This is a genomic window from Priestia sp. FSL R5-0597, assembly GCF_038006305.1.
GTDB classification, from domain to species: Bacteria; Bacillota; Bacilli; order Bacillales; family Bacillaceae_H; genus Priestia; species Priestia zanthoxyli.
In genome coordinates, this window is record NZ_JBBOUZ010000002.1 from 1 (window position 1) to 22,111 (window position 22,111).

Below are 22,111 nucleotides of genomic sequence, written 5' to 3' on the forward strand. Positions count from 1 at the left end.
CGCCGAGTTTGAATAAAGTGAATACGTTCCAGGCAGATCGACGATTGTGTAGAGCTGCTCGTGATGTTCAAACGTCCCTTCTGCCTTGGCCACGGTTTTTCCTGTCCAGTTTCCCGTGTGCTGCTTGAGACCGGTTAACCCGTTAAATAACGTACTTTTTCCTGTATTCGGATTTCCTGCTAGTGCAATGCGATACTTACTCATCGTCGTCACCTACTTTTTTTACGTACATTTTTGAGCTTTCTTCTTTTCTGAGACCAATCGTTGTATGACTGACTTGATAAGCAACAGGATCTCCTAACGGACTTTTCTGAAGTACCCTAATTATGGCTCCTGGAATAAAGCCTAAATCTAACAAGCGTCGCTTTAAGGAACCTTCAACTTCAATTCGCTCTAGCTGCACCGTTTCACCTGTTGTAAATGTAGACAACGGACCAGTTTTTACATCAACCATCTAATTTTCTTCCTTTCTTATTTTTTTATCTTAGGTTATTTTGTTTCGCAAAGGAAACTTTATGAACAAAAAGTGGTTTATATTTAGAATTTTCAGAAATAAAAATTTATAAATCCTTAATTTTATTGATAATCCTTTGCTTGTGGAATATAATGTATATAAATAGTTTACCTAAGGAAACTTTTTAACCTAAGGTAAATATTTATTATTTAAACTAGCCCCCATTAGAAGATAAAAAGAATGAGAGGTAGCCTGGAACTATCTCTCACTCTTTTTATCATTATTTTACTTGTAATTCAGCAATCATGTCCTCTAAACGTTCTTTCTGCGCTTGAAGCTCTTCCATAGAAGGTTGATAAGATGTAATTGCTTGTTGTTGGCTACCAAAACTTTGTTTAGGTTGGACAAGGCGTTGTAATTGTCCCCCATTTTGTTCATATAGACGATAACCTACTGCACCTACCACTGTTCCTGATACAAATCCCATTAGAAAATCGCGATTAATCATTATAAAACTCCCCCATAATCCTAAGTTTTTTATATCAATTCATACAAAAGGTATGAATGAATATCTTACGTAATTGTAGATAACTTTTGTGATTGCACTTTCTGCTTTTCATGTAACAATTCCAACACATTTACAATCCATGTAATCATCGCTACATAGAGCATATTTGATGGCCCTAGAGATAACATCGTAACAATTCCAGTTAAAATATCTGGGTGCCTCATTTTATTGCTCGTGCCGTGGGATAAGACCGTATAGCCTGTCGCAACTACTGCTCCATATACGAGTGCATCTGGTTTATAAAAAGATGCTTTTCGAATACCTGCCAGTAGAAGTAATCCCCCGGAAAACAATGTACGTAGCCAATCATTTCGTGTGGCAGGATCCATTTGAATCATAATATCATCTAATGGATCTAAACGCGTTTGCTGAAAAAAGATAGATACATAACGAAAAATGGTATTGCGAGAAAGTTGTGAGACATCATAGTAAATAAGCATGGTTTGAATGATGGGTTCTATTCTCACACTCGTTATACCTTTTAAAGCAGAAAACATATGCTCTATTTCCACATGATTTTTCTTATCTCTCAATGCTGGGATATGAAATCGAATACGACCTGGTATATCATGCAGAACGTAGAATTTGGGATTCATTGGTTTCCCTCCCTACCCATAAAATTCTTGCACTATTTATTACTACACCAATAGTGGCCGCATTATGAATAGCTGCTCCCACGATTGGAGAGAAGATACCTAAAGCACCGAATAAAATTGCAATACCATTAATAGCAAACGTGGCAATAAAGTTTTGTTTAATAATGTTCATGGTCTTTTTAGATAGTCCAACTAACTCAGAAAGCATTTCTGGGTTATCAGACGTAATAATAACGTCACTGGCTTCTGAAGCAATGTCTGTTCGTTTAGCCCCCATCGTTACACCTACATGGGCATGAGCTAGAGCTGGAGCATCATTGATGCCATCACCTACCATCATGACAGCCCCTGTTCTCCCATACCTTTTTACATAAAAGGCTTTATCTTCTGGCAAAGCCTCTGCATGATACCAGTTCAGTTTTAAGCGACGCGCCATTTCTCTTGCGACCGTTCTTTTGTCTCCAGTAAGCATAATGATGTCGTTAATACCTTGATGTCGAAGATTGTTCACTGCGCGGTGCATACCGGAACGTATTTTATCAAAAATGCTGACTATTCCTACGAGTGTTTGATCGTAGGCTACGTAAATAACATTTTCATCGTTTTGCATGTGTTGAAGCAAAGTAGTGGTTTTGATCTTTAATTCATTCATAAAGCGTAAACTGCCAACGACTACTCTTTTGCCGTCTAACCAAGTAGAAATCCCTTTTCCTACCGCAGTTTCTATTTGAGCATTCTTGTCTCTAGTAGGAATTAAAATGTTCCAGTCTTTCGCTTGCTTCATAATTGCATCAGCAATAGGATGGGTAGAATTTTTCTCAGCTGCTGCAGCTAAACGAATGACATCTTCTTGATTAAAACCTTTAGCAGCAATTACTTGCTGAACCACAGGCGTTCCTTCTGTAATAGTTCCGGTCTTATCAAGAATAACTGTATTTAGTTTAGACATCTTTTCAATATGATCACTGCCTTTAACAATAGCCCCTTCTTTTGCAGCACGCCCAATGGATGCGTATAAAGCTGTTGCCGTTGATAATTTAATTCCGCAAATAAAATCAATAACTAACATACTCATCGCTCTGTTAAGATTTCGAGTGAAGAAAAATGTAAGCAGTGCCAAACCAAAAGAAACAGGAACCATTTTTTCAGCTACTGTATCGGCTATATTTTGAATAGGAGCGCGTTTATCTTGTGCTTCCTCCAACAGTTTCACAATTTTAGAGAGGGATGTATCTTCTCCTACTTTTTCAACTGTTACGGTAACATGTCCACTCTGCAAGACACTTCCAGCGTACACATTATCTCCACCACTTACCTCCCGCGGCATATACTCCCCAGTAATGGAAGCTTCATCTGCTGTACCGTTTCCCTCTATTATAATGCCATCTACAGGGATTTTTTCTCCAGTAAAAATGACAACCTGATCGCCAACTTGAATTTTCTCGACTAAAACCTTTTCTTCAACGCCCTTTTCTTTTACTCTCCAAGCATATGAGATATCTAATTTTAGGACAGAGTGAATATAATGCTTGGTTTGTTCAGACGTGTAGTCTGTTAATAGCTCACTAATTGTAGACATCAAAGTGATAATTAAAGCCGATCCTGGATTCTTCATATATAAAGAAGCAAATATAGAGGCAGCAGTTAATGTATTAGCATTCCCTTTTCGCTCTTTTAGGACATGAACAACACCGTCTTTAATGACCTCATAGGAAGTACTGATAGCAGTAAGAGAGCTAATCCAATAAGAAACTGCCTTTACTATAGGAGAGTATGAAGAACGTTGCAGGTACCAGTTAATTAAAAATACGGTTCCACAAGCTATAACAGGGACGAACTTTTTCCATGAAGATGTTACTTGACTGATTGTATGTCTATATTTCCTAATGAAAGACTTTAGATTATCCAAAGAAAGGTTAATATGATGATAGATAAGTAGACTTCCGGTTACTTGTTTATAGTTTACAGAATATACGCCTGGGAAAGAGCGTAGCCAAGCTTCAATACGACTTATTTCTAAATGTTTAGGTATATAAAATCGGGTTCTTCCAGGAAGAGAATGAGCTACCTTTACCCCAAACATCATCACCTATTCTTTTCCCCCCTTCTCCTTAATGATATTGTATGACCAATAAAGTAGGCTTGCAGAGAAAGCAGGCGCACTTCCAAACGTCTGAATTCCTTTTCCTAATAAAAAGAGAACAAATAAACTATCAAAGTCAGCAAAACCGTTGGTTTGCTTTTTAATTCCTTTATCTACAAATCTAAGTGTGTTAGTCATACCATTCATTAATGTCGCATCTTTGTTTAAGATGGCATTAGATGCGATTTGTACAATATAGCTCATGAGTTCGTCTAGCTCTTCTTGGTTGATATGCGGAACAACAAATTGAAGCACTAAACTTCCGGTTAGCTCTGAAGCTTTCGATGTTAGGATAAGAGGGTGTTTTTTTACCTCTTCCGTTAAAGTCTTTGCAATAATACGATGCTTCCAACTGTCGCATTGTATGCGCAGGCGACCTGGCATGGCATGTATTACTTTTATTTTTTGATCACGGAATTGAGACATAATTTTTGGGGCAATAAAGGAAGCACCTAAACCTATTACAGTGGGAAGCATGCTCATTCCTTCCTCTCCTTAAGATCTATATTCTTTTTGATATATTTGTTCAATAAGGTAAAACCACTCTTCAATTTCTTTGTTATTTGTCATGTGAGAAGCCTTATATGTAATAAGTAAACTTCCGGTATCTGGTGTAAATATAGCGTCGTAGACAAGGGGTTGAGATTTCAAATTTAAAATAATTAATTCGACTAGCTTACTATTATCTTTCCAAACAGTTGAACGAAGTCTAATTCTTCCTGGAATGAAGTGCACAAGATTAATCTGTAACTTATTTAATTTCTTCTCTGCAAATTTCATTAATACCTTCTCTTTAATACTCATTAATATCCAAATACCACCAATCATTTTTCTTTATTTTACCAACTTATATATTTTATAACAATATAATTATTAAAATACTGTAAATTTTATTACGTACAAGTAAGTACTAAAATTTACAGTATTCTAGTACTGATTCTCAACAATAAGATAAGAAATTGCAAAACTAAACGTATCTGTATTTCTCAGTTCTATACCTTATGCTTTTTACATAATATACAACAAATCGTAAACATTACGTTTTGTTGAAGGGATAATTATTGTTTTTGAGGTTTTTATCTTTTAAATATTTTTTATATTAACTCTTTCTTATTAGCTGCATAATGTGTTTAAACTCTATCATATAGTTTTAGTAATTGGAGGTGAAATGATAGATCATGACAACTCTATCACAGTTAAGTAAAGACCTAATAGGTGTGCTGTTACTAGTACTTTTTGGTTATTGTTTTTTCTTTGTCGATATAAATACGCACGATTTAGCTATCCCAGCATCTCTATTAAATGTAAACTCCATTTTTTTAAGCATTGTACTTGAGGCTATACCCTTCATTTTAATCGGAGTATTTGCATCTGCCCTGATTCAAGTATTTGTCTCAGAAGAATTCATTCAACGTCTAATTCCAAAAAATCCGTATATAGCTCTTTTACCAGCTGTTCTAGTAAGTGCTCTTTTACCTGTTTGTGAATGTGCCATTATTCCAGTTGTAAGGCGTTTATTAAAAAAAGGAATGCCTCTTCATATCGGTATTGTCATTCTAGTTGGTGCACCTATTTTAAATCCTGTTGTCTTTGCTGCTACTTTTTATGCCTTTCAATCAAATACATCCATCGTCTACAGCCGTATGGGACTAGCTGTTGTTGCTTGTCTATTAATTGGTCTATCCGTTTATTTCTTTTTTAAAAATTCGAATCAGCTACGACATGTACACGTTCATGAACATGAGGACGCAAAAGTAGGTAATAAGTTAAAGCAAACGTTGTATCATGCTAGTGATGAATTTTTCGATATGGGTAAATATTTATTATTCGGGGCGCTTGTGGCAAGTCTGTTTCAAACCTTTTTAGATAGACAATTATTAACAAACCTTGCAAGTAATGAATTTATGTCTTCTGCCGTTATGATGGGATTTGCTTATGTACTGTCACTTTGTTCAGAAGCAGATGCTTTTGTTGCTTCATCTTTTTCTCATACATTTTCACCTACAGCTCTTCTTGCCTTTCTACTATATGGTCCTATGATGGATTTTAAAAACACCATTATGCTATTGTCTTTTTTTAAAAAACGTTTTGCATTTAGTCTGATTCTTATCATTACTGTGGTTGTATACGTTATTGTCATGACTTATGGGATAGTTAGTAGATAGGAGAAGTGGTATGAAAAAAATTGACCAGCAATTTGTCATCTATATAAGGGGGATATTGCTAATTGGTTTTTCCCTCCTTATGTTTAAACTCATATTAACAGGTAAAATCATTCAATTTATTGCGCCTAAAATGATGCCTTTTATATTGTTTTCTTCTGGTACCTTTTTTTTGTTAGGTATTATACAAATTTGGCGAAGTAGCATAAATAAAGATTTATCTTGTGAATGCGGTCATGATCATACGGAAAAAGGAAAAATTCGAACAGCGTTGATTTACTCTTTATTTCTATTGCCTATTATGACGGGCTTTTTATTTTCTAATCATACACTTGATAGTTCGGTTGCAGTAAAAAGAGGGTTAAGTTTCTCAGTTGCGAAACTTGATACTCAACAACAAACCGAAGATGATAAAAACATTGAAGCCACTAATTCAGAACTAGGAAAAGATACGAATGATTTATTATCTGGAATTTCAGATGAAACACCAAAGAACGTTCCAACAAGACACCAAAATAGTCTTGCTGCTAAAGTGGCACCTAAAGGTTTTTATAAAATACTTGAAAAGAAGCTGCTCGAACAACCGAAAATTTCTATAAATGACACGGATTATATTCCAGTCATGAACATTATTGAAAACAACACAGATCAGTTTATTGGAAAGAAAATTGAGGTCAATGGCTTTGTATATCGTGAAAAAGGATTTAAAGATAATCAATTCGTTGTTGCTCGCTTTGGCATATCTTGTTGTGCAGCAGATGCATCTGTATACGGCTTATTATCTACACTAGAAAATGCCTCAACATTAAAAAAAGATACTTGGGTTCATATAAAAGGAATTATACAAAAAACTACGTATAACGAAGAAAATGTCCCCTATATTCAGGTTCAACAGATTGAGTCCATTGACCAGCCTGACAATCCGTACGTATATGAACTTTATCAAGGTGAACAACTAATAGGCCCTGAAGAATGAAAAGACTATAAGATATATGTATGCTACCAAGGGCCAACTACACGTAATTTATTTGTTACGTTAGATACTTGGGAAGTACAATGTTGTCTAAAAACCTATACTTTTACGGACTTTTGTATTCAAAATTATTAATGTTAAAGTAATTATTATCGTTAACAAAATAAAAAATAATATAAATTATTTGTGTCAGAAATCATAACAAAGTTATAGCTTGCTTATATCAGTTTTTAGTAATATAAAATTAGTTGATTAAAGATTCAGAAGTCCTTCTTTTCATAAAGACAGCACCCAAATAGTTAGGTGCTGTCTTTATGCAGATTGGGCGGACATCCTATATAACAGACCAAAGAGTAATCAGTGCTAAAATAGCCGGAAGTCCTTGTTTTATAATAATTGACTTGTTGGATGTAAAACCACCGTAAATGGCTGCCACCACCACACAAATTACGAAAAACAATTGAATCATATAGCCAACTGAATTGGATCCTAGTATGAGCCCCCAAATGAGTCCCGCGGCTAAAAATCCATTATATAATCCTTGATTTGCAAACATAACAGCTACATTCCGATCTCCTTCTAAGTGCTTAGGTAATTTGAATGCTCGTTTTGCTATCTTTGAATGAATAAAAAACATTTCAAGAATCATAATGAATAAATGTTCTAAAGCTACAATTCCAACTAAAACTGCTGAAAATATTTCCATGTGCCATTTCCACCTTCTGTTTTCTGATTTTTTTGCATGTGCGAAAACTCATGAATGAACATAATGAGTTTTTTCTAAAATAAAATTTTCTAGCAGTTCCTTTTGGCATTAAAATAACTTGCTTTAAAATCAAGTTATTTATTCAGTCATTTCCAAATTGTAACCACATTAAATGCTAAACTATGAGAATTATGCCTTTCGTTTGCTATTTTCCCCATTGAAATTAGCTTGGAGGTAAAGATCTTTATCTAGGCAGAATATTTTTAAGATTAACTCTTTTTCTTATCCCCGAGATACGGCAATCACAGTCGAGGCCGTGTTGACTTATTCAGTGTTGAACTTTGCAAACTCAATTAATTTTTTTATTTCTCTTCCTGTTTTGATAATTGACTACAAATATTATAAAAAATAAATGGTTGAAAATTAAATTCCACAAAAGCATTTGATGTATCAATTAATATAATGTAACTATAGGGTAATTACAAGTTCAAGTGTAATTTAAAGAATATCAAAAATATTAATAACTAATAAGTTATTAATTGACTTATAGAATTGGTTTAAGTTAACATTGAACAAACTTAATACTCCAAAGGGGAGTAGCTGTACAACAAAAGTCGTCACTACGAAACAACATGTTTCCGGCTTTGTTGGCAATCTTAATTGTTAGCAAGACCTTTGCCTATTTTTTTAGTGGGGTGAAGTCTTTGTTTGTACATCAAGCGCTTTTATCTACTAAAAGGATAAAAGCGCTTTTTGTTTTTTATAGATTTAAAATGACTATGAGGAGTGGTTAAATCATGTTCAAGAAACTGTTTGATTCACTAATGAATAATAAGCACAAGCGTTACAGTAGCAGTGATTATAAAAGAGGAAGATCAAAGCCTTTTAAGAGTTATAGCAGTAGTGATGATTATAGGAAAAGACGTGGTCATCACGGAAGTTATGGACATCATCATTATAAGAGGAAAAGAAAGAGTGGAAGTTTCTTTAGCAGTTAAATAAGAAAAGGGTACCTCGTTCTAATGGCATTGGAGAAGGAGGTACCCTTTCAAAAAATCTATAACTGAAAATAAAGCATATCATATTCTTACCATAAACAGTAGAGTTCTACTGTCTGAGCATATGTATTAAAAGGTTTGGTTGTTAAGCATCTCTTTAACCAACAATCATTAGCATGTTCTTCATCTATAAAAAGCTGCACACCTCATAATAGTGATTTTTCTTATCACCCTTGTGCATGAGTTGCACGAAAAGGCATTTTTTTTACTATGATCAAAAAGAGTGATTATAGTAACTAAAGCTTTACTACAATGTTCTCTAAAAAGAAGTTGTCTATTGTTTAAGTTTACCAATATAGATTTTAAAACCGTTTAAGGTTCTATTTTATTTTTGAAACAATAATGCCTACAATCATAATAAAAAAACCCAATGCTGTTTTCCAAGTAGGAACCTCTTTAAAAAATAGATAACCCATTAATATTGAAATCACTATCTCTATTCCTTTAGATGTAACTAAAACAAATGTTAAATTCTGAATCGCTTTAAATCCAAATTTGATGCCGTATCCGATGAGCATATTGGCTATTAAAAATAGTGGGAAGGCAAAAAGTTGATACTTTAAAGTCGTCCAAAAGGCCGGATCAATATGCTTACTTTGATACGAAAATAACAGGTTTATTAGAAATAAACCCGAAAATAAAAAGGTAGCACCATAAAAATAACTCATACATATACACTCTCATCATAATCATATTTGTTAGTAGTTTACCCAACGATTGTTTCTTTATGCTATAAAAATTGCATTAGGTAAAAATGGTAGCCTTGATACAAAAAACTATGCTCCTTAAATAATAGTTAGGAGGTTATTTCTTATAAATGATCTTGAAAAATTAGGTTATAATCTAACGGTCTTCTTTGTAAATTGACTATCATCAGATTAAAAACAAGAAAAGCCCTCAAATTATGAGGACTTCCTTTGCCTATGAAATAAGAAATGGAATTTTTATTCGCATCTACAAAACGTATTGTAACATGTATTAGGTATAAAAAATGAGCTATTCAGACCCTGAAAAAGGTATTCTAGGATTTTAATTGGGTTTAATAGGGAAAATGTTGTTATATAGTGGAAATTTAGTTATCGTTAAATAAAAAAGAAACAACTTAGAGAAATAGGTGCTTGGATAATTGTACACATATAAATATAACAATACTTTACGGTATAAAACGCTTTTAATTTTATAATCGTAATTTCGTTTGTTTTTTTAAAGAATAGGAAATATAAATAAAAACAGATAAAAAGGAGAAATAATCTATATGAACAAAAAAATGGTAGTTCTTTGTATTTCATTAGCAGGTGCTTTAGCTACAGGTTCTCTCGCAGGATGCTCTAACAAAAATGATTCATCGCAAAATGCATCACAAAGTAAAAATGGCTCTTCGGAAGATAAATTAAATTTACAACAGTACTCCAAGGATCCGGATAGTAAACAGCAAGGTGAAGATTTTGATTTAATAGGAACATTAGACAAAGAAACGAATAATGAGTTAACAATTGTTATTGATGGTGAAAAAGTAAAGATACCTAAAAGTAAGTCGTTTAAAAAAGAAGAAGATACACCTAAGGATATTGATGGAAAACAAGTAAACGTAGAGATTGATGCTAAAGATAACAATGCAGAAAGTCTAGAGTTAACTCCTCAAGCAAAAGCAGATTCAAATGGTATATACGAAAAAGATGCTTATGGAGATTATAGCATAATTGGAAAATTAATCAATGAGACCGATAATGATGTAACAATAGAAGTGTCTAGTGGAAAAAAGACTTATAAAAAATCTAAAGGCTTTGAGCAAGACGACGACATTATGTCTGGAGATAGTAAAAATAAAGTTGTGCGATTAGAATTAAAGAAGAATGATGAAGTTGAAAGTCTCGAGGTAGATCCAGAGGATCAATAAATGGAACAGAAAATTTAAGTAACCTATTTGTTATAGGAACCATAACAATTTCCATAGGTCCCTTTTATATAAAAAGAGCTACTGAATGACTATATTGGACACAGTAGCTTCTTTCTACGTATATTATTTTGTCTATTTAGTGAAATTTTTCTTATAAATCCCTGTTGGTATACATAAAGGTGAATGATCTACGGGATTGTCTATTATTTTACATGAAAGTCCGAATACCTCTTCTATCATTTCTTCAGTAAAGACTTGCTTGGGAGATCCTTCTGTATAAATCTTTCCACTTGAGATACTAATTAAGTGATCAGCGTAACGAGCAGCCTGGTTCAAATCATGTAGAACCATTACAATTGTTCGGTCCTGTTGCTTATTTAGGTTACGCAATAATTCGAGTACTTCAATTTGGTGAGCCAAGTCTAAATATGTTGTCGGCTCATCCAAAAGTAATAATTCCGTTCCTTGTGCTAAAGCCATAGCAATCCATGCACGTTGACGCTGCCCTCCAGATAAAGCATCTAAAGTTCGGTCACTTAAATATTCCATCTTAGTAGATTTCAAAGCGTCACTTACAGTTTTGTGATCTTCATTAGAATAACGTGCAAACAGTCCTTTATGGGGATGACGCCCGTAATAACAAAGCTCTTTAACTGTTAGATCTTCAGGTGCGTCAGGAGACTGAGACAAGATAGCTAATTGTTTTGCGACCTCTTTTGAAGAGTGCTGGTGAATATCTTTTCCATTTAAATAAATACAACCTTGTGTTGGTTTTAATAGACGTGCTAAAGATCGAAGAATTGTTGATTTTCCACAACCATTTGAGCCAATAATGATACTTATTTTGCCTTCTGGAATATGAAGATCAATATTATTAATGATCGACGTTGAATCGTATGAGATCGAAAGCTTCTCTGCAGTTAATTTTGTCATACATACTCTTCCTCTCACTTATTTTTTTGTTCGCGTCGCAGTAAGTATAAGAAATAAGGAGCTCCTATAATCGCTGTTACGATACCAGCTGGAATTTCGATTGGAGGAACTATACCTCTCCCTACAGTGTCAGCCAGAAGTAAAAACAAGGATCCAATTAGTGCTGATACAGGTAATAAGAATTTTGAACGACTACCTACTAACCTTCTCCCTACGTGAGGAGAAATAAGTCCAATAAAGCCTATTGATCCAACAACGGCTACTGATGCCCCTATTAAAATCACGGCTATACTCAATAAAGTATAACGAACATATTTTATTCTTTCTCCTAATCCGACTGCCATTTCATCTCCCAAATTCAAAATATCTAACTTAGAAGTAAAAATAACAATTAAAGGAATAAGGACAAGACAAGGAATTAAAAACCACATTTCATTCCAGCCTCTTCCCCATAAGCTTCCAGTTAACCATAAAAGCGTTGTGTTGACGTTATCTGGAAACTTAATCATAAAATACTGAATGCCGGCTTGGCAGATAGCCCCTAAAGCAACGCCTATTAACGCTAATGAATGAGTTTTTGTACCTTGTGTATATGAGAATAGCATAAGAGCAATTGCAATTACTGCAGCTCCTAAAAAAGCTGAAAATGGTAATGCTACCATAGAAGCCCCTGGAAAAATAATTAAAACAGCAACTGCAAATAAACCTGACCCTTTTGTTACACCGATTACATCTGGAGACGCTAATGGATTTTTTAAAATTCCTTGCAAGATAGCTCCAGAGACAGCTAAAGATGCTCCAACTATAACAGCAAGAAGCATTCGTGGAATTCGATAATTAAATAAAATAAAATGATTACTTTGTGATGATCCTATAAGATTAGTAAAAACTTCAACTGGTGAAGTGTATACAGCTCCAATACCCAAACTTATGAATGCCATCATAACTAGGATGAGGAGGAGTATACTGAGTATGCCATAAGGATGTTTTTTTGCGTTCATTGTTTAATCTTCCTCCCCTTTCTAGCAAGATATAAAAAGAAAGGTGCCCCAATAAGAGCTGTTACAATCCCTACCGGTGATTCGAACGGGTATGCAATAAAACGTGAAAGTATGTCTGCATAAACAAGTAGAGTCCCACCTAAAAGTGCGGAAAATGGTAAGATACGTTGATAATCTCCTCCCACTAACTTTCGTGCAATATGAGGAACCATCAGACCAATAAAGCCTATTGGACCAGCAACCGCAACGGAAGAACCAGCAAGGATAATAACAATTACTCCAGCAACAAGCCTTATCCACTGTACTTTTTCACCTAAACCGGTTGCCATATTTTCCCCTAGAACTAATATAGAAATTGAGCGCCCCATGATGAAAGCTGCTAAAAGTCCAAATACAGACCATGGAAGTAATACTAAAACATGAGACCAGTTCTTTCCATTAATTGACCCTACAAGCCAATATAAAACGTCCGTAGCATCTTCATTTAACACAATTACTCCCTGTGTAAGGGAAGATAAAAATAGATGAACAGCCATACCAGCAAGAGCTAACTTAATATGTGTTACTTTCCCCCCAGACGCGAATAAGTAGACGGTTATTCCACCTAATGCAGATCCTAAGAATGAAAAATAAACAGTTGTTTTTGAATATAATTCTGGAAATAAGATTGTTGCCACAACAATAGCTAATGAAGCTCCGGCATTTATGCCGAATACTTGAGGAGAAGCTAGAGAGTTTCTAGTAATAGCTTGCATCAGTGCTCCAGCTACAGCAAGACTAGCCCCAATTAGTGCTGCAAGAACGGCTCGCGGTAGTCTCAGAGTTTGAATAATCGTTGTTTGTTTGGAATCGTCTGGGTGCAATAGGGCTCTTATTACATCAGTTATACTAATAGAAGAAGAACCTACAGAAACGTGAATAAATATTCCAGCTATCAATAAAAAAACACCAATAAATCCTGTTATGTATCTACTTGTTCGTTGTTTCTTGATATTCATGTTTATTCACAACACACTTTCTCATATACTTTGCTATACAAATAGAAGCAAGAATAGAAAACTATTCTCACTTCATAGTTACAGCTTTACTTTTGTTGATCATGTAAAAGCTTAACTGTATCCTTTCCAATTGCTTCTGAAGAAACAACACCTCGGAATCTTGTCCATAAGTTACGATCTACTACGAATACCTTATGATTTTTAACAGCTTTTAAGTTCTTCCATAGAGGATTTGATTTCCATTCATCTGTTAATAATTTTCCTTCATTATTAGCTAGAATTAAAATATCTGGATTAATGTCTGACAACTGTTCTAAATTCATTTCAGCGTAAGCCTCTTTACTTTGTACAGCATCTTTAAAACCAAGCTTTTCAAGGAATCCACCGTCATATGAAGCAGAGGTATGAGCTTGGAATGAAGTGTCTCGAACTACAGCTGGTAAGATTGTCTGACCATTTTCCTCTTTTACTTCCTTTTTTAATTTCGCAATGGTTTCCTCATGTTTATTTAATCGCTCTTCTGCTTTTTTATCTTTTCCAGTTGCTTTCGCAATTGTTTTAAAAGCATCTATATTCTCTTCATATGTAGATTCACGACTATTCAACTCAATCGTTGGAGCAATTTGTTCTAAGTCTTTATAAATTGCTTTATGACGTTGAACATCTGCAACAATTAAGTCAGGCTTTAGTGAGCTGATTACTTCCAGGTTTGGTTGTTGACGTGTCCCAACAGAAGTATACTTCATTTTTCCATTTACCAACTGTTCAATCATATCTTTTTTGTTGTCATCAGCTATTCCAACAGGCTTAATACCTAAACCGTGAAGTGCATCAACAAACGACAATTCAAGAACAACAATTCTTTTTGGATTTTTAGGAACCTTAGTAGTGCCTAATTCATGTTTAACAGCTACCTTTTGATTGTTAGAAGATTTTTCATTAGTAGAATCCTGCTTTGCCCCACATCCTGCTAACACTAATAATATAGAAAGGATTGCCATTACACTTACTATTTTCAATTTCTTTCGAGCTTTCATTTTCTCATTTCCTCCTATTAAATCCACTAAAATGATAATGATTATCATTAACGTAATGTTCTAAGCATATCTTTTCGTATTTATATAGTCAATAGATTTCCAGTAATAATTTACTCTCTTTCATAGGTTATGAACCTTTTAAAGTAAAGTTTCATTATCTTAAAATGGATAATACTTTCACAAACTTTGCATTTTAAAACGTTAAGTGAATAAAAGACCTAGTTTCTTCATTAAATAAAAGGTCTACTCATTGTCTTTTCCTACTTTAAAAAGCATTGACGAAAGCTATGCTATGGACATTAAAAGAAGGCTTCTTATTATATGTTAAGGAGCCTTCTTTGTTATTATTTAAGTTTCTTAGAAGTAATTTCATCCTGAAGGTTTTCAATAAAGCTAGTTATGTTGCATGTTTCGGATTTCTCTTCTCCATGCTTTCGTACATTGACGGAGTTGCTCTCCATTTCTTTATCTCCTAGTACTAAGATATAAGGAACCTTAGCCACTTGAGCTTCGCGAATTTTATATCCGAGCTTTTGTTCTCGATTATCTAACTCTACTCGAATGCCCTTTTGCCCTAACGCTTCTTTAACTTGTTGTGCATATTGCTGGTGAGCTTTCAGTGATACCGGAATAACCTTTACCTGTACAGGTGCCAACCATGTTGGGAAGACCCCTCCAAAGTGTTCAATTAAAATCCCAAAGAAACGGTCAAGAGATCCAAAAATAGCACGGTGAATCACAACTGGACACTGTTTTTCGTTCTTTTCATTAATATAATTCAAATCAAACTTCTCAGGCAGTTGGAAGTCTAATTGAATTGTTGCACATTGATGGCTTCTTTTTAAAGCATCCTTAATATGAAAATCGATTTTAGGGCCGTAAAATGCGCCGTCGCCTTCATTTAATTTATAATCAAAGTTCAACTTGTTTAATACGTTTTCTAAAGAGCTCTCAGCAAGTTCCCATAAGCTATCCTCTCCCATGGAGTCTTCTGGTCGAGTTGAAAGTTCAATACTATATTCAAAACCAAATGTCTTGTAGATATAATCCACTAATTCAATGACCGATTTAATTTCACTTTCAATTTGTTCAGGAGTAACAAAGATATGAGCATCGTCCTGACAAAACGTACGTACTCTTAATAATCCATTTAGAGCCCCACTGAATTCGTGACGGTGAACTTGACCGAATTCTCCCATTCGAATGGGTAAATCTCTATAGGAATGGAGCTTATTTTTAAAGATAAGCATATGACCAGGACAGTTCATGGGCTTTAATGCAAATTTAGCGTTATCCACTTCTGAAAAATACATATTATCCTTATAATGATCCCAGTGACCAGACTTTTCCCATAATTGTTGATTCATCATAAAAGGAGTACGTACTTCTTCGTAATTATGCTTTTCTTGAACGGATCGTAGGAATTGCTCCAGCTGATTTTTAACCATTTGTCCTTTAGCTAGATAAAAAGGCATTCCAGGTGCTTCATCAGAAAACATAAATAATTCTAGTTCATTTCCCAATTTTCTATGGTCTCTTTTCGCTGCTTCTTCTAGAAACATCAGATACTCATTTAACTGTTTTTGAGAACGAAAAGCTACGCCATATACACGTTGTAACATTTGGTTGTCGCTGTTACCTCTCCAGTATGCTCCTGATACTTTTGTTAATTTAAACGCCTTAACCATTCCAGTAGAAGGAAGATGTGGGCCTCGACATAAATCGAAAAATTCCCCTTGTTTATAAATCGTAACTGTTTCATTCATAGGAATATCACGTAATAACTCCAGTTTCAACTCGTCGTTTATCTCGCTAAATATTCTTTCAGCTTCACTACGTGTCACTTCAGTACGTTCAATAGGATGATTTTCATTAATAATTTTCTTCATTTCATGTTCGAGTTGTAGTAACTCATTAGAAGCAATCGTTGTAGAAAGATCCATATCGTAATAAAATCCATCTTCAATAACTGGTCCTACCCCTAACTTCACATTCTTATGTACTCTTTTTACTGCCTGAGCAAGTATGTGAGCTGTTGTATGCCTCATAATTTCTAGACCTTCGTCAGAATCTACTGTTAAAATTTCGATTTCTGCATTTTGATTAATGGCTCGATGCAAATCATACAATTCTCCATTTACTTTACCCGCAATAGCTTTCTTCTTTAGGCTAGAACTAATGGATTCTGCAATAGCATGTAATGTAATACCTTTTGAAAATTCTTTCTCATTTCCATCTAAAAAGCGAATTTGAATTAAATCTTTACTCATGATAACCTCTCCTATTTAAATAAAGTCAAAAAAAAACATACTCGTCCCTAAGTAAGGGACGAGTATGTTTTCACACGTGGTACCACCCAAATTCCCATCAATATAAAAATATATTGATGGCTCTGGTGCTGTAACGTCGCAAACGTTATTAATTACTACTAGTTCACTAATAAAGCTCCAAGGTGGTAAATTATTTCTCTTTCTTAAGGGCTCACAGCCAAAGACCCTATTCTCTGCAAAGAAGTATAAAAATAATTCATGTCCTTTTCGTTGCTTATCTATTTATTTTTGAACATAAAAAACCGCACTCATCCCTCTAACAGGGACGAGTGCGGTCGTGGTACCACCCTAATTTTATAAAACACTAAAAGTGTTATATTCTCAAAAAGATAACGGATTTCCCGATTGAGGTTACTCTATCTACATATTTCCCCACAATAGCTCCAAGGTGGTAAATTATTTCTCTTTCTTAAGGGCTCACAGCCAAAGGCCCTATTCTCTGTAAAGAAATATAAAAATAATTCGTGTCCTTTTCAACGCTCAACATGTTCATTTCCAATAAATAGAATTATAATTTATATTATTTGTAAATGTCAATACTTAATTCTAAATATGTAATTAATTAGATATTTTCATTTAAAAAGATGGCTTATTGGTACGGCTATTTTTATCTATATTTTTTGTGTTGTACACTAGTAAATATCCAAAGATACTTATAATACCAAACATAACACCGAACATTGTGAACATTATTTCACTTCTCAAAACTCCTAGTAATGTACCTGACACAAGAGGGCCTATAGACATACCGATATATCTCACAAAGTTAAATACTCCCATAGCACTAGCTCGATTTTGCTCAAATTGATGAGTCAATATAGTTGCATAGGAAGGTGTTAAAATACCAATTCCCATCCCATAAATGAATAGGCTTAGTGACATAAGGGATAAGGAAGCAGTATGTGTGAGTCCAAATCCTATAATACTAAAAGCGATTAAAAAATTAGTAAAGGTAAATACATTTATAAGAGAAATCTTCTTTTGAATGTATTTGAATAATAGGCTTCCGGCTATAAGGCTTAGCGTCATAGGAAGATAAAGCAAGCCAACAAGTTTTAGGTTTAGATGGTAGTGGTCTGTTAATAAAACGGGGAGATAAACCAGGATAGAAAAGTAAATCAAAAAGTTCAAGAAGCTTAATGACAACAATACACTTCCCATCTTATCCTTCGCCATTACAAGGTAAAAATGAAGACCGTTCCTCTTGCTTGTCTTGTGCTTTTTCTGGTCTTTAGGAAAAAACAACATATTGATAATAAGTAAAAGAATAGATATACCCACTAATGACCAGAAAACACCATCATAATTGTATCGGTCTCCTATAAATCCTCCTAAAATAGGAGCTACTGCAGGAGCAATAGATAACAAGGTTTGATAAGTTCCCATAGCACTACCACGTTCTTCCCCATCAAAAAGATCCGTTATTGTAGCAGCTGCAATCAATGGAATGGCTGCGGTTCCGAGGGCTTGCAAAGATCGAAAAACAAGAAACAATGTAAAGTTACTCGTAACAGCACACCCAATACTAGCCAATACTGTAAGTATGAGATTAGGGAGAAGAATAAGACGACTTCCTTTAAAGTCAAGAATAGTCCCGTAGACTATTTGCATAATAGCTGTAATAAAGATGAACAATGAAACAGTTAAATTAACTAATGTTGTGCTTACATCAAATGAATCCTTAATTAACGGAATAATAGGCGAATAAATATTTTGATTTAAAGATGCAAAAAATGCACTTATACAAACGACGTATAAGATAAAAATAGGTTTTGTATTTGTATGTCCCATATAAATCTCCTACCTTGTAAATAAGTTTTTCCATATAAAAGTATGTTTGACATTCTAAAAGCACCTAATGTGTCTATTCTTGTCTTAATTTATTAATCATAGTTTCAAGGAACTCTAATATAATTTTTTGTTTGTCATCAGAGAAATCATCAATTAAATCATAAAATTGTCGTTTCCTTCTGCTATGTAGTTTTTCGTGAAGTTCGAAAACTTGTTTTCCTTTTGCTGTTAACTTAAAGTAGACCTCTTTTTTATTGTCTGCCAATTGGAATCTTTTAATTAACTCATCTTTCGTTAACGTTCGGGTAATTTTCGTGATATTTGCTTTAGATAAATTCATCCTAGTCGCAATCCCTATGTTATTTATAGGTCCATTATTTCCAATGCATTCAATCACGTGGATGCTGCTCATGTTACTGGGTAATGTTCCTATTTCGTTCAGTTCTTTTTCATCAAGATAATCAAAAAAAGTTTGGGAAACTGAATCAGCTTTTTGTTCGTTCAGGTGTAATAATTGCAAATAATTTTCGTATATTAACTGTTTAGATAATAGAGACATATTAGTTCCTTACCTTTCTAATGTATAAATAATTAATGTTCACCAGTAAACATTATACTACTAATAAGCTATTAAATGAATGTAAAATCTCTATTTTATACAATAAAATCAGATTTCATAGTAATTAAATCCTACTATATTTGCAGAAAAAACGCTTATAAATTTACAAAATAAAGAAAAAACGTTGACTTTTACAAATATTTGGATTTAAAATAGTTTTTGTTTACTAGTGAACATTAATCGTTTAATCATAGGAGTTGAAATAGCTATGTCACAAATTCTTTTAGAAAAAATAGCTAAGCCTTTATTTGCTATTGAACCCTTATCACAAAATTGCCAGAGAATTTTTGAAAGAAGAAACCACATATTAATCGGAATTAGCCCCTTTAACAGTAGATTTTCAGAAGAATATATTTATCGACTAATTGAGTGGAGCATTAAAGAGTTTAAGGATGTCTCTGTTCTCTTAGCTGGAAATGAGGCCGCAAACCTTTTAGAAGCTTTAGGAACTTCTAGGGTGAAAGCTGAGCGTAAAGTGAGAAAAGAAGTAAACAGAAATCGTCGATTTGCCGAAAGAGCTCTTAAAGCTCATGGTGGTAACCCTGAAGCTATTTATACATTTTCAGACTTTCTTACTCAACCGGTATATTGTGATATGCGCACTAAGATTGAAGAAAGTTTTTTACATCAACCAAACTTTCAAAGTGCTTGTTTAGAAATGTCACATACAGCAATTGTAGGAAGAGCATCTGGAACAAATATGGATATTTCAGTTATTACTTCAGAAATGTTACATAATGCTGTGCAATATGTTTTGGCTGAACTGCCGTTCTTTATTGGAGCACCTAACATTTTGGGTATTCAAGAAACTGTACTTGCTTACCATAAACCTTGGAAACTAGGTGAACAAATAAAAGATGAGCAATTTTCAATTAGAATGCAACAAAATCAAGGATATATAACTGTCGATGAAATTCATTAAATTTACACCTTTAAACTTTTAGGAGGAACCGTCTTGAATACATCATTTAAAACCTTTAGTATCTTATCAGAACAGTTTCATCAAGATCCATACCGATATTTTTCAGAACTTCGCGATTTCGATCCTATCCATTATGAGCAAAATATTGATAGCTATTTTATTAGCCGATATAAAGACGTGAGGTATGTATTACAGAATACAGAAATCTTTACGACTAAATCTCTTGCTAAACGTGCGGAACCTGTAATGCGTGGACCTGTCCTTGCACAAATGAAAGGAAAGGAACATACAGCAAAACGTAAAATTGTAGTAAAGAGTTTTATAGGTGATTCACTTAAGAGACTCATTCCTTTAATTAAAGAAAACGCAGAAGTGTTATTATCACCACACTTAAGTAAAGGTAGAATTGACTTAGTTAACGATTTTGGAAAAACTTTTGCTGTATATGTCACGATGGATATGCTAGGACTTAACAAAAAAGATCATCAACTTATCGCAGATTGGCATAGTGGAGTTGCTAACTTTATCACTACTATACAGTTGTCATCTGAAGAACGTGATCATTCATTATGGTGCAGTGAACAACTAGCAAACTACCTTTTACCCATTATAGAAGAGCGTCGACAAAACCCAAAATCAGATCTAATTTCAATATTATGTCAGTCTGAGTATGAAGGAGTTGAGATGTCCGACACGAACATTTTGGCACTTATCCTTAATGTACTATTAGCAGCTACCGAACCTGCAGACAAGACATTGGCTTTATTGATGTATTATTTATTAAATAATCCGTTACAAATGCAAGATGTGATGGAAGATCGTTCATTATTATCAAGAGCAATTGCCGAAACTCTAAGGTTTAAACCACCAGTACAACTTATACCAAGGCAATTATCGCAAGATGCGAAAATTGCCGATAAATTACTACCTAAAGGTTCAACAGTATTCTGTATGATTGGAGCTGCCAATCGAGATCCTGAAGCATTTGATAATCCTGATACTTTTAACATTCACCGTCCAGACCTTGACGTTAAAACTGCGTTTACAGGTATTGCTCGACATGTGGCTTTCGGTTCTGGCATACATAATTGTGTAGGAGCAGCATTTGCAGGAACAGAAATTGAAGTAGTAGCTAACATTGTTTTAGATCAACTAAAAAATATGAAATTAGAAGAAGGTTTCCAGTACAAAGAAAGTGGTCTTTATACACGTGGACCTGTTTCTCTTCCATTGACGTTTGATCCTATTAAAGAGTAAGTTGTTAACTTTCAGACAATTAGATAAGTGGACTTACGGCGTGCTCATTAGGCATGTCGTAAGCCTATTTCTATATTTGTTTGGTCCACTCATTTAAAAATTTTATAATTACCTTTAATTCTACGTCTGAAAACTTATTAAGTAATTCTTCATACCTTTCCTTTGCTATTTCATGCATTTTATCATGAATAGTGGCTAACTCTTCCCCTTCCTCTGTTAAAGAGTAAAAGGTTTCCCTATTATTATTAGCATTTTTGTGAGCCGTAACGATGCCATACTGCAAAAGAGTATTAATAGCCTTAGATATTGCAGCTTTTGAGATATTAAGTTCTTTAGAAAGAAAAGCATTGTTTACATACTTATCTTTATTTATTAATGAAACCATATGTAATTGAGTAATTGTCCATTTTTTATTTGTATTATTTACACTTTGAGTTAGTTTGTTAGCTAACACTTTCCTACTTTGGACCTTTTTTTCTCTAGTCATAATTAAACACTCAATAGCTTGAAACGCTTGTTTCTGAAGAGCTTCCATACGAAACCCACCTTCTTTAATATAATTGTTAACTGGTTAACTATATAAAATAGTTTACTGGTTAACAATTTTGTTGTCAAGTTCATTTAGTTTAGTCTTCTTCTATATTATAACTTCTCGGTAGCTTATAC

Annotated in this window: 23 protein-coding genes and 2 other annotated features; of the genes, 6 read left to right on the top strand and 17 right to left on the bottom strand. The window is 34.0% G+C overall.

Annotation, left to right across the window (positions count from 1 at the left end):
- From MKX72_RS26675 to MKX72_RS26705, 7 genes are all read right to left on the bottom strand, one after another.
- Positions 1-204, bottom strand: a 204-nt coding sequence (locus tag MKX72_RS26675; RefSeq protein WP_340760981.1) for a FeoB small GTPase domain-containing protein, incomplete at its 3' end; no start/stop codon positions are given.
- Positions 197-454 carry a FeoA family protein gene (locus tag MKX72_RS26680; RefSeq protein ID WP_155008795.1) on the bottom strand — a complete coding sequence of 86 codons (258 nt, stop codon included), beginning with the start codon at positions 452-454 and terminating at the stop codon, positions 197-199. The genes MKX72_RS26675 and MKX72_RS26680, both read right to left, overlap by 8 nt.
- A gap of 280 nt (positions 455-734) precedes the next feature.
- Positions 735-962 (bottom strand): hypothetical protein, encoded by a 228-nt coding sequence (locus tag MKX72_RS26685; RefSeq protein WP_098113975.1) that lies wholly within the window; start codon positions 960-962, stop codon positions 735-737.
- Between the two features lie 65 nt (positions 963-1,027).
- Positions 1,028-1,618: an HMA2 domain-containing protein gene (locus tag MKX72_RS26690; RefSeq protein WP_154974492.1), complete on the bottom strand. Its 591-nt coding sequence runs from the start codon at positions 1,616-1,618 to the stop codon at positions 1,028-1,030.
- Positions 1,590-3,704 carry a heavy metal translocating P-type ATPase gene (locus MKX72_RS26695; RefSeq protein ID WP_235918796.1) on the bottom strand — a complete coding sequence of 705 codons (2,115 nt, stop codon included), beginning with the start codon at positions 3,702-3,704 and terminating at the stop codon, positions 1,590-1,592. Before MKX72_RS26695 ends, MKX72_RS26690 begins: the two co-directional genes overlap by 29 nt.
- Positions 3,705-3,707: 3 nt before the next feature.
- A complete protein-coding gene (locus tag MKX72_RS26700) occupies positions 3,708-4,244 on the bottom strand; it encodes an HMA2 domain-containing protein (RefSeq protein WP_235907432.1) in 537 nt (178 codons plus the stop codon).
- A 12-nt stretch (positions 4,245-4,256) separates the two neighbouring features.
- Positions 4,257-4,541, bottom strand: coding sequence for an HMA2 domain-containing protein (locus MKX72_RS26705; RefSeq protein ID WP_154989057.1), 285 nt, complete (start codon positions 4,539-4,541; stop codon positions 4,257-4,259).
- Between the two features lie 398 nt (positions 4,542-4,939).
- Between MKX72_RS26705 and MKX72_RS26710 the strand changes: the two genes are divergently transcribed.
- Both MKX72_RS26710 and MKX72_RS26715 read left to right on the top strand, forming a co-directional pair.
- Positions 4,940-5,926 carry a permease gene (locus tag MKX72_RS26710; protein ID WP_154989059.1) on the top strand — a complete coding sequence of 329 codons (987 nt, stop codon included), beginning with the start codon at positions 4,940-4,942 and terminating at the stop codon, positions 5,924-5,926.
- A gap of 10 nt (positions 5,927-5,936) precedes the next feature.
- Positions 5,937-6,899 (top strand): TIGR03943 family putative permease subunit, encoded by a 963-nt coding sequence (locus tag MKX72_RS26715; RefSeq protein WP_155008793.1) that lies wholly within the window; start codon positions 5,937-5,939, stop codon positions 6,897-6,899.
- Between the two features lie 331 nt (positions 6,900-7,230).
- On the opposite strand, the gene MKX72_RS26720 is transcribed toward MKX72_RS26715, so the two are convergent.
- Positions 7,231-7,602: a DUF1304 domain-containing protein gene (locus MKX72_RS26720; RefSeq protein WP_154974500.1), complete on the bottom strand. Its 372-nt coding sequence runs from the start codon at positions 7,600-7,602 to the stop codon at positions 7,231-7,233.
- A gap of 797 nt (positions 7,603-8,399) precedes the next feature.
- Here MKX72_RS26720 and MKX72_RS26725 point away from each other — a divergent pair.
- Positions 8,400-8,600 carry a hypothetical protein gene (locus MKX72_RS26725; RefSeq protein ID WP_080963444.1) on the top strand — a complete coding sequence of 67 codons (201 nt, stop codon included), beginning with the start codon at positions 8,400-8,402 and terminating at the stop codon, positions 8,598-8,600.
- 380 nt (positions 8,601-8,980) lie between these two features.
- Here MKX72_RS26725 and MKX72_RS26730 read toward each other — a convergent pair whose 3' ends face one another.
- Positions 8,981-9,328: a hypothetical protein gene (locus MKX72_RS26730; protein ID WP_047751948.1), complete on the bottom strand. Its 348-nt coding sequence runs from the start codon at positions 9,326-9,328 to the stop codon at positions 8,981-8,983.
- A gap of 587 nt (positions 9,329-9,915) precedes the next feature.
- Here MKX72_RS26730 and MKX72_RS26735 point away from each other — a divergent pair.
- A complete protein-coding gene (locus MKX72_RS26735; protein WP_154974503.1) occupies positions 9,916-10,557 on the top strand; it encodes a hypothetical protein in 642 nt (213 codons plus the stop codon).
- Positions 10,558-10,689: 132 nt separating this feature from the next.
- On the opposite strand, the gene MKX72_RS26740 is transcribed toward MKX72_RS26735, so the two are convergent.
- From MKX72_RS26740 to MKX72_RS26770, 7 genes are all read right to left on the bottom strand, one after another.
- Positions 10,690-11,490 (bottom strand): ABC transporter ATP-binding protein, encoded by an 801-nt coding sequence (locus MKX72_RS26740; RefSeq protein WP_154974506.1) that lies wholly within the window; start codon positions 11,488-11,490, stop codon positions 10,690-10,692.
- Positions 11,491-11,504: 14 nt separating this feature from the next.
- Positions 11,505-12,491: a FecCD family ABC transporter permease gene (locus MKX72_RS26745; RefSeq protein ID WP_154974509.1), complete on the bottom strand. Its 987-nt coding sequence runs from the start codon at positions 12,489-12,491 to the stop codon at positions 11,505-11,507.
- Positions 12,488-13,495 carry a FecCD family ABC transporter permease gene (locus tag MKX72_RS26750; RefSeq protein ID WP_154974512.1) on the bottom strand — a complete coding sequence of 336 codons (1,008 nt, stop codon included), beginning with the start codon at positions 13,493-13,495 and terminating at the stop codon, positions 12,488-12,490. The genes MKX72_RS26745 and MKX72_RS26750 overlap by 4 nt, the downstream gene beginning before the upstream one ends.
- 80 nt (positions 13,496-13,575) lie before the next feature.
- On the bottom strand, positions 13,576-14,526 hold the full coding sequence (locus tag MKX72_RS26755) for an ABC transporter substrate-binding protein (RefSeq protein WP_154974515.1): 951 nt from the start codon (positions 14,524-14,526) through the stop codon (positions 13,576-13,578).
- Positions 14,527-14,870: 344 nt separating this feature from the next.
- Positions 14,871-16,796, bottom strand: a complete 1,926-nt coding sequence (thrS, locus tag MKX72_RS26760; RefSeq protein WP_154974518.1) for a threonine--tRNA ligase — start codon at positions 16,794-16,796, stop codon at positions 14,871-14,873.
- Positions 16,797-16,847: 51 nt separating this feature from the next.
- Positions 16,848-17,076, bottom strand: a binding site (T-box leader).
- Between the two features lie 38 nt (positions 17,077-17,114).
- Positions 17,115-17,342, bottom strand: a binding site (T-box leader).
- Positions 17,343-17,432: 90 nt separating this feature from the next.
- Positions 17,433-18,647, bottom strand: a complete 1,215-nt coding sequence (locus MKX72_RS26765; protein WP_098113968.1) for an MFS transporter — start codon at positions 18,645-18,647, stop codon at positions 17,433-17,435.
- 73 nt (positions 18,648-18,720) lie between these two features.
- Complete coding sequence (locus tag MKX72_RS26770) at positions 18,721-19,206, bottom strand: MarR family transcriptional regulator (RefSeq protein ID WP_098113967.1); 486 nt, start codon at positions 19,204-19,206, stop codon at positions 18,721-18,723.
- 268 nt (positions 19,207-19,474) lie between these two features.
- Here MKX72_RS26770 and MKX72_RS26775 point away from each other — a divergent pair, with 268 nt between their 5' ends.
- Entirely contained in the window at positions 19,475-20,188 is a 714-nt protein-coding gene (locus MKX72_RS26775) for a tRNA-dependent cyclodipeptide synthase (RefSeq protein WP_154974583.1), read from the top strand.
- 33 nt (positions 20,189-20,221) lie between these two features.
- Positions 20,222-21,445 carry a cytochrome P450, cyclodipeptide synthase-associated gene (locus tag MKX72_RS26780; protein WP_154974526.1) on the top strand — a complete coding sequence of 408 codons (1,224 nt, stop codon included), beginning with the start codon at positions 20,222-20,224 and terminating at the stop codon, positions 21,443-21,445.
- A 70-nt stretch (positions 21,446-21,515) separates the two neighbouring features.
- On the opposite strand, the gene MKX72_RS26785 is transcribed toward MKX72_RS26780, so the two are convergent.
- Positions 21,516-21,980 carry a transcriptional regulator gene (locus MKX72_RS26785; protein WP_154974528.1) on the bottom strand — a complete coding sequence of 155 codons (465 nt, stop codon included), beginning with the start codon at positions 21,978-21,980 and terminating at the stop codon, positions 21,516-21,518.
- Between the last annotated feature and the right edge of the window lie 131 nt (positions 21,981-22,111).